This is a genomic window from Vicinamibacteria bacterium (genome assembly GCA_035620555.1).
Lineage (GTDB): Bacteria > Acidobacteriota > Vicinamibacteria > Marinacidobacterales > SMYC01 > DASPGQ01.
The window spans coordinates 1-7,708 of record DASPGQ010000602.1; the positions used below are offsets into that span (position 1 = coordinate 1).

Below are 7,708 nucleotides of genomic sequence, written 5' to 3' on the forward strand. Positions count from 1 at the left end.
GAGAAGACTCGTCGAGAAGGGTTACCCGAGCGCCATCGTCGAGGTCAGGACCGAATCCGATGAGGCCCAGCGACTTCGCCTCGTCTTCGACATTAACGCCGGCAAACGCACGGAATTCGTGTGGAGCGGTGACGACCCCGGAAAAGACTTGCGGCGATCGATCGAGCGTGCCTGGGACGGACGCGTCCCCGAGTCGTTCCTGCTCCCCGATCTCGCCCGAAGGGCGCGGGCCGGGCTCGCGGCACGACGATACTATCTCGCGCGGGTCGACGCACGCGTCGAGGAGAGCGAGGAGTCGAGGCGCGTCGTCTTCGATGTGGCACGTGGACCCAGAGGCGAGCGGGTCGAGATCCTCTTCGAAGGAAACGAAGTACTGGAGCAGAAAACGCTGCGAACCATCCTTCCTCACCCCACCGAGCCAGCTCTCTTTCTGCTGCTCGAGCGTCGTGCGGAGCTCGAGCGGGGCATCCGACTACGCTACGCCTCCGAAGGGTACCTCGACGCCTCGATCGGGGAGCTCGCAGAATCTTACGACCCGAGGACGGGCGCGTTCCGCATCACCGTACCCGTCGAGGAGGGGGCCGCCACGAGAGTGACCGATGTCACCTTCGACGGAAGCACTGTCTTCGATGAGGCGAAGCTCGGCGCGGCCATCGGCGTGGCCTCCGGAGAACCCGTCGATTTCCCAGCGATTCGCCGGGGTGAGGCGAGGATTCGGACGCTCTATCGCGAGGACGGCTTCCCCGACGTCCGGCTTCGCACCGAGCTTTCTCGAACTGTCGACGGCCTCGTGGTCGCGGTCGGCATCGAGGAAGGAGCTCGCGCTCGCGTCGGTCACATTCGGGTCGTCGGGAACGTCAGGACTCGAGAGTCGGTGGTTCGAAACGAGCTAACCTTCGAGGAGGGCGACCCGGTTCGGATCACCGACTTTCAAGAAAGCCAGAAGAGACTCTACGACCTAGGAATTCTACGTACCGCGGACGTGCGGGTCGAGGCTACCCAGGAAGGCCAGTTGCGGCAGGATGTCATCGTCCAGGTCAACGAGAAGCCCGACCTCGACGTCAATTACGGGATCCGCTACAACGTCCTGACGAGTGAGCAGGCCCTCGACGCCGAGACCGCGTCGAAAGACGGGGGCTTCGAGGGTGTGGTCCGCGTCAACCTCGTCAACCCCGCGGGCTTCGGCAGCAACGCCGGCCTCTCTGTTTTCTTCCAAAAGGACTACCAGCTCTACCGTGGTACGTTCCGGCTCCCGGTGACTTTTGGCGAACGCATCATCACCGAGCTCGTACTCGACACCGAGCGCGAAGAGAATCGCCTCGACATTCCCGGGCTCGACCTCCGTCGCGACCGGGTCACCTTCCAGCAGACGAAGAAGCTCAGAGACTTTCGGTACGACAAGCTCGCGCTCCAGTGGAACGTCTCTTATGCACGCTACCGCGGCCAGACCATCGATCGAGGGACCGGTGCCGTCATCGCCTTCGAGACGAATCGTCCGCGCTTCGGGCTCTCGTTCATCGACGACCGAAGGGACAGCTTCGCCAATCCGACCCGGGGACGTTTCTGGAACGTGACCCTTCAATACACGCCCGAGATATGGGGCTCGGAGGTTTCCTACTACCGTCTGTACGGGCAGTTGTTCTATTACCACCCCATCTGGGGGCGCCTGGTGTGGGCGTCCGGAGTTCGGCTCGGCGTCGCTCCAGGAGAGTTCCCGCTTCTCCTCATCGACGATCGCTTCCAGGCCGGCGGCGCGAGCTCGGTGCGCGGCTTCGAGCAGAACACGCTAGGCCCCTCGGTAACGGTCCCGGAGACGGGCGAGCAAGTCTTCATCGGCGGCCAGGCCGTGGGGGTCTTCAATCAGGAGCTCCGATTCCCGCTCTACCGAAGTCTCCAGGGCGGTGTCTTCTGGGATGTGGGGAACGTCTTCGCCCGGGTGAGCGATTTCCGGATCCCAGACCTCCGTCAAAGCCTGGGCGCCGGCCTCCGCTATGTCCTTTCGGTCGGCGCCATCCGGCTCGATTGGGCGCGCGTCATCGATCCACGCGAGGGCGAATCGGCCTCACGGTTTCATTTCAGCTTCGGCTTCGCGTTCTGAGGGAGGCATGGTTCGTCACGCCGGGAAGTCGCTTCGTCGTCGGAAGTCGTCGCAACGTCATTGTGCACTCCAATCCGTTTAGCTTCCCGCCGGGTGCTTACTTCATCGACGCGATGTAGCCCTTGGTCGTGCGGGTTAGCTCGTCCGCCGACTGGAACATTGCCTTGGCTTTCTGTTGTGTGTCTTCCCGGTTTTTCGTCAGCTTCGCCATCGCGGCATCGCTCATGTCGAGCGCGAAGTAACTGACCTGGTTCTTCAGATCGGTTACGAATGAGCCGTAGAGTCCTCCCGCCTTCAATCCGGCCTCGATGACCTGCCCGTAACGGTCGCGGCTGTCCGTCATGTTGGAGTAGCTGTAACCGCGGAGCTCGGTGTCCTGGATCTTGGTGAGCCCCTTGGACCACTCTGAAAAAAACTTGTCGGCTTCCTTTTGCATGTTCTCCGCGCGTTTCCGAACTTCTTTGACGCGATCCTCAGTTTTCTTGATCTCCTTGTTGAGATCTTTGTACGCCTTCTGCCTGGCCTTGACGCTGTTCTGGGAGAACATCTGATCGTATTTCTTGGCCGTCTTGTCGGTCTGCTTTCGCGCTCTCTCGATCTCCTTGACCATGTCCTCGGCGCGCCCGACGAGGTTCTTGCTGATCTTCTGCGTATTGGCCTGGGCAAGCACCGTCGCGGGGTGAACGAAAACGATCATGCTGAGCGTCAGAAAGATTGCCCAGGCTGTTTGGGTGATCTTCGTAATCATGGAAATACATCCTTGTTAAGGTGCGTACCAGATGGGCGACGTGTAAGCCCGTTCCTGATGCGTCGCTGGCACGCCGTCTGGGAGAGCCACGCCGAAAAACCGAGCGTCGTACGTGGTCCAGCGCGGTGTCGGAATTTCGAGCACACGAACGTAATAGAACGAGCGCTCTTCGGGATCGAACGCTGGGTCTTCCCAGTGCCCCATCAAAAGGGCGTCCCCGACGGTGTTCGTATAGGTAGCCGTCCCGACGTCCACCGTGTTTCCGACCGGAGTCCGGCAGCGACCATCCGCGTCGATGGAGCGACCGTCGGAGACGACGACGTCGAAGACGCGCTCGTGAAGCGCGCCCGCGCGATCTCGCCAGCCCTTCACGACCTGGATGCGATCCAGGTTGGCGCCGTCGGGATCGCGAAGGGCTCGGATCATGAGCTTGGGCGCGGCGCCCGGGGGCGCATCGCTCAGATCACCTCCCATGGGGACGCCACGGGAGTAGCCGGCGTGGGCGAAATCGGGTCGGGTGACTTCCTCGGCCTCGAAATCCCATCCGGCGAACACCCGCACGAGGATGCGCGTCCCTGTCGTGGCGTAGACTTCTTTGCGCTCCATCGCGTCGAAGAGCGCTTCACGGGTGTTGGCCGTGGCCCAGACGCCGGCAAGTCCCGCGGCGAGCGACTGCACGTGACGGATCGTGACGTCGGGGGCCCCCGGCTCCTGGAAATAGCCCGTGATCTTCTCGTCGAATCGCGCCGTATCCGCGGAGGGCTCGGCAGGCGTCGCCTTGCCGAAGAAGTTGTTCTCCTCGGTGGTCGCGAGCGAGGTATGGGTGTCGGTGGAACCGATCATGCCGAATTTGAAGGGGTTTGCACCGAGGCTCTCTTCGTAATCGAGGCCCCGCTTCAACGCCTCACGTGCGTATTCGCGAGGGAGCATGTCCCGCGTCTTGGGCTCGGGCCCGAAGCTTCCCTTGTCCCAGGTGCCGTAGTCGGCCAGCTCGTCGTTCGGCGAGAGGAGTGGATGCGCCTCGCCGTCGCCCTTGATTTGGGTGACCTCGTAGATTGGCTCCCAACGCATACGACGCTCGGCGTAGTCGCGATCGAAAGGTCTCTTCGATATAAGCGTCAGGGTGTCGAACATCAGGCCGTTCGAGAGATTGCCGTTATGGGGAATGGCGAGGACGCGCCCTCCGGTCTTTTCCTCGTAAGCGCCCATCCAACGCCACAGATCCTCCGGATCCGTCGAATCGTAGTTGCTGAAGGGGAGAATCTCGTCCGCGTCCGCCTTGTCGTCCCGAAATACGACGTTGCGGTGAAGGTTGTTGCCATCCGGGCTCGAGGTCCATTCGAACCCGATGAGCGCGGTGAAGACCCCGGGCTCGTTGTAGCGCTCGGCTGACGCCGTGAGCCGCTCCCACATCGTGCGGGTGAGTTTCTCGTTGCCCTTCAGGGGATCGCTGCGCGCACTCATCCCCTCGCCCCAGAGCGCGTAGGCCGCACCGTAGTCACCGCGCTGAACCATTCCGTGAATCTCGCGACCGAAAGCCGTCCTCAAGAGCTCCGGGCTGGATTCGGCGATCAGGGGGGCCAAGCCGAGATTCTCCGCATGATCGGCCACCACGAGAAAGTCGAGCGGTCGTTGCAGTCGGGCGCGAACACCCCCGCTCGCGACGACGATCTCGCCGCGCGCGAACCGATAGGCCTCGTCTGGACCTAGGCGATTTCCGACCATGCCGGCGTCGGTCGAGTACGAGGTATGGACGTGGGTATCACCCCAGAAAACACGCTGGGGGTAGCCATGATCGAGGTACGGTGAATACTCTCTGCGTCCGTCCTCGGGCGTGACGGCGAGCTCCTGGGCATTCACCTGGCCCCATGTCATGGCCACGCAGAAGGCCGAGACGAAGAGCCCAGTCGTGGAGAAAGACTTCAGCGTCATGAGGCACTCCTTTTGTTGCATCAGCTTCCCAACACGACGACGTAGCCCTGGAACCCGAGGGGGCCGGCGCCTTGGCCCACGATCACCTGACCGTCGTACGACACGCCGGTGATGAAACCCGAGTTGAGCCAGTCCTCGAACGCATTTGGGATTTCGTTGGAGCGCAGATAGTCCCGGAGAAACATCGGCTCGCACTGGTAAGGCCCGGGTCCGCATGAGTGCCAGCAAGACGAGGCCAGGGAAGTAGTGCTCGCGTTCAATCAACACCACCGCGCGCCATTGTCCAGGTCCGATCGTCGTCGAGTGATTCCCTTGGGTTGGGGCTCAAAGAAGAAGGCACCCATTCGGGCCCCGCAATACTCTTCGATGGCCTCGACATTACTGACTCGTGGATCCGACGATTGCAAATATCGCGCCTGCCGCTCAGCGGACCCAAAGACGCATGCGTGACGGAGCTTCGAAAGAGCCAGGGCCTTTTAACTGGGGCAATCGGCGCAGTTGTGTGGACTTGTATTGGGCCAAATTGAGAACGCTTCTGCCTCGACGGCTCGAGGAATGGTTCGAGAAGAACCTTCGTCCGGACTAGCGGGCTGATGAACAAGCAGCCTGCCGAGCGGTAGCGTTGGATCTCCTACGCTCCTTAGGGGCTCGATGCTATTTTGCTCACTCCCCCGCGCTCTCGATCTCATCGATCGTCGACTGGATGATCGGAATCTGGGCGACGTCTTTGGGACGACCTGCCCGCGTCTTGACGGCGAGAATTTCGCGCAGCGACAATAGTCGGAGAGAGCGCCCCTCGAACTCGACGACGATGGTCGACGGGAGAAGCTCTTCATAGCCTCTTCCTTCGTCGATCGTGCCGAGGCAGTCGACATCACCGTACCGAGTTTGAAGAAGCACGTGCCCTGGTCCGAGCAAGTGCGCTGCCTCGGGTCTCAGATGTCGGGGATCGTGTCTGGCGACGGCTTGCAGGTCACGCAGAACGCCGAGCAGGCGATCGACGTTGTCGGATGTGCGACGATGGACGACGTCGAGATCCCAGGTCGTGGCGGGGACGCCCTGAAGCACGGCGGACGCCATGCCGACTACGATGGCCTCGACTCCCGCGTCAGCGAGGCGAATGAGGATCTCGTGAAACTTCGGCTCTACCGATGCCACGTCGAACCCTGAGCAGGGACGCGAGGAAACACTCGAGTGAACGGAGCCGTTCGGCGGGCGTGAGGAGAAGCTGGCGACGGATTTGCGCTCGGTCGACCCCGTTGGCATCAATGCCTCCGAGAGGCGTCGGTTCGGCCATCGCCCTCTCACCCTCGGAACGCTGCATCTTGTTGAAGTCTAGCATGCGAGCCGTGTGGTTAGCAGGGTGATAGAGAACTCAGCCCACCCTGCGCGAGCGGAGCGAGCCCGGCGCGCTCGCCGCGCCGTAAGCAGTCCGAGCCGTGGCGGCACGATCGATTACGGGTCCCGCCACGGCATTGAGCACTAACAGAGGTGATAGAGAACTCAGCCCACCCTGCGTGAGCGGAGCGTTCGACTTCGCCAAGGCTTCCGCCTGGGCGCCTGCCGCTCGCCAGCAGCTGGTTCGGGTCGGAGTCTTCTGCGATAATCACCGCCGTGCAGAGCGTGCCCGTCGCGCGGTCAAACCGTGTCCTTCCGCGTCCGGAGATTCTGAAGACTTGCCTCGAAGTCGTCGCCTTGACACTCGCAATTCTCCACGCGCGCCAAGCGGCTGCCCAAACGGCCAACGCGATGCCGGCGCCCGGCTCTCCTACGGCGGACAACCTTCCCGTTTACGAGGTGGACCCCGCCTGGCCCCCGACGCTTCCTAATGACTGGATCTGGGGAGACATCCGGGGCCTGTTCGTCGATGACGACGACCACCTCTGGCTGATCCACATGCCTTCGAGCCTGACCCCTCAAGAGATCGGGGCGGCCGTGGACCCTCCAATCGCCGATTGCTGCTATCCCGCGCCGCCGGTTCTCGAGCTCGATCCCGAGGGCCAGGTTCTACGCGCCTGGGGTGGACCGGGCGAGGGTTACACCTGGTACGACCAGGAGCACGGGATCTACATCGATCACGAGGGCTTCGTCTGGACGGGCACGAGCAACGGATTCCACGTGATGAAGTTCACGAAGGATGGTCAGCACGTCCTGACGATCGGCGAGCCGGGCGTCAACAAAGGGAGCAACGATCCCGACCACCTGGGCGGACCCGCGAACTTCTACGTCGAGCCCAGGACGAACGAGGTCTTCATCGCGGACGGCTACCGCAACCGGCGCGTGGTGGTTTACGACTCCAGGACCGGAAGATATCTCCGTCACTGGGGAGCTTACGGAAAACCGCCGGACGACGCCTACGACTACGAGTATCCGGTCCGGGTGGACGACCCGCCTTTGCAGTTCCGCACGGTTCACGGCATCGCCGGGTCGAAAGACGGTCTGATCTACGTCGCCGACCGTCGCGGCAACCGCATTCAAGTATTCCGGCAGAACGGCGAGTATCTGATGGAGAGGTTCGTTCGTCCGGAGACGGGTGGATCGGGCACCGGCTTCTCGCTCCAGTTCTCTCGCGATCCGGAGCAGAGCATTCTGTACCTCATGGATGGCACGAACCAGCGGGTCTGGTTGCTGCGGCGCAAGGACTTGAAGATTCTGGACCGGTTCGGCAGGCCGGGTCGCCAGTCCGGTCAGTTCATCCGGGCACATATGATCGCGATCGACTCGAGGAACCGGATGTACACGGGAGAGGCGGGGAATGGCCGGCGGATCCAGCGGTGGATTCTCCGAGGAACCAAGTCCGCTGCGGGAGTCGCGCCACCTGGATCCTAGGGACGCGCCGTGTGCTCGACGACGCCGAGCTCGAGCCTCCTGGTCAGCGGCGCATGAGACCTGAGAGCGAGCGCCGGGTTTGCGCGCCTTCGTTTTCCACG

General features: G+C 62.5%; 6 protein-coding genes. 2 read left to right on the forward strand and 4 right to left on the reverse strand.

Features of this window, described 5'->3' with window-relative positions; all coding sequences use genetic code 11:
* Positions 1-2,098 (forward strand): BamA/TamA family outer membrane protein (locus VEK15_24640; protein HXV63912.1); only part of this gene is annotated, 2,098 nt, incomplete at its 5' end.
* Between the two features lie 97 nt (positions 2,099-2,195).
* Here the strand turns inward: VEK15_24640 and VEK15_24645 are convergent.
* The 4 genes from VEK15_24645 to VEK15_24660 form a co-directional block, all read right to left on the reverse strand.
* Positions 2,196-2,846 carry a DUF2959 family protein gene (locus VEK15_24645; GenBank protein ID HXV63913.1) on the reverse strand — a complete coding sequence of 217 codons (651 nt, stop codon included), beginning with the start codon at positions 2,844-2,846 and terminating at the stop codon, positions 2,196-2,198.
* 15 nt (positions 2,847-2,861) lie between these two features.
* Entirely contained in the window at positions 2,862-4,778 is a 1,917-nt protein-coding gene (locus VEK15_24650) for a DUF3604 domain-containing protein (protein HXV63914.1), read from the reverse strand.
* A 20-nt stretch (positions 4,779-4,798) separates the two neighbouring features.
* Positions 4,799-4,963 carry a hypothetical protein gene (locus VEK15_24655; GenBank protein HXV63915.1) on the reverse strand — a complete coding sequence of 55 codons (165 nt, stop codon included), beginning with the start codon at positions 4,961-4,963 and terminating at the stop codon, positions 4,799-4,801.
* A 478-nt stretch (positions 4,964-5,441) separates the two neighbouring features.
* The gene (locus VEK15_24660) at positions 5,442-5,936 is read right to left on the reverse strand and encodes a hypothetical protein (GenBank protein HXV63916.1); all 495 of its coding nucleotides are present in this window, start codon (positions 5,934-5,936) and stop codon (positions 5,442-5,444) included.
* Positions 5,937-6,473: 537 nt separating this feature from the next.
* Between VEK15_24660 and VEK15_24665 the strand changes: the two genes are divergently transcribed.
* Positions 6,474-7,607, forward strand: a complete 1,134-nt coding sequence (locus VEK15_24665) for a hypothetical protein (protein HXV63917.1) — start codon at positions 6,474-6,476, stop codon at positions 7,605-7,607.
* Positions 7,608-7,708: the final 101 nt, after the last annotated feature.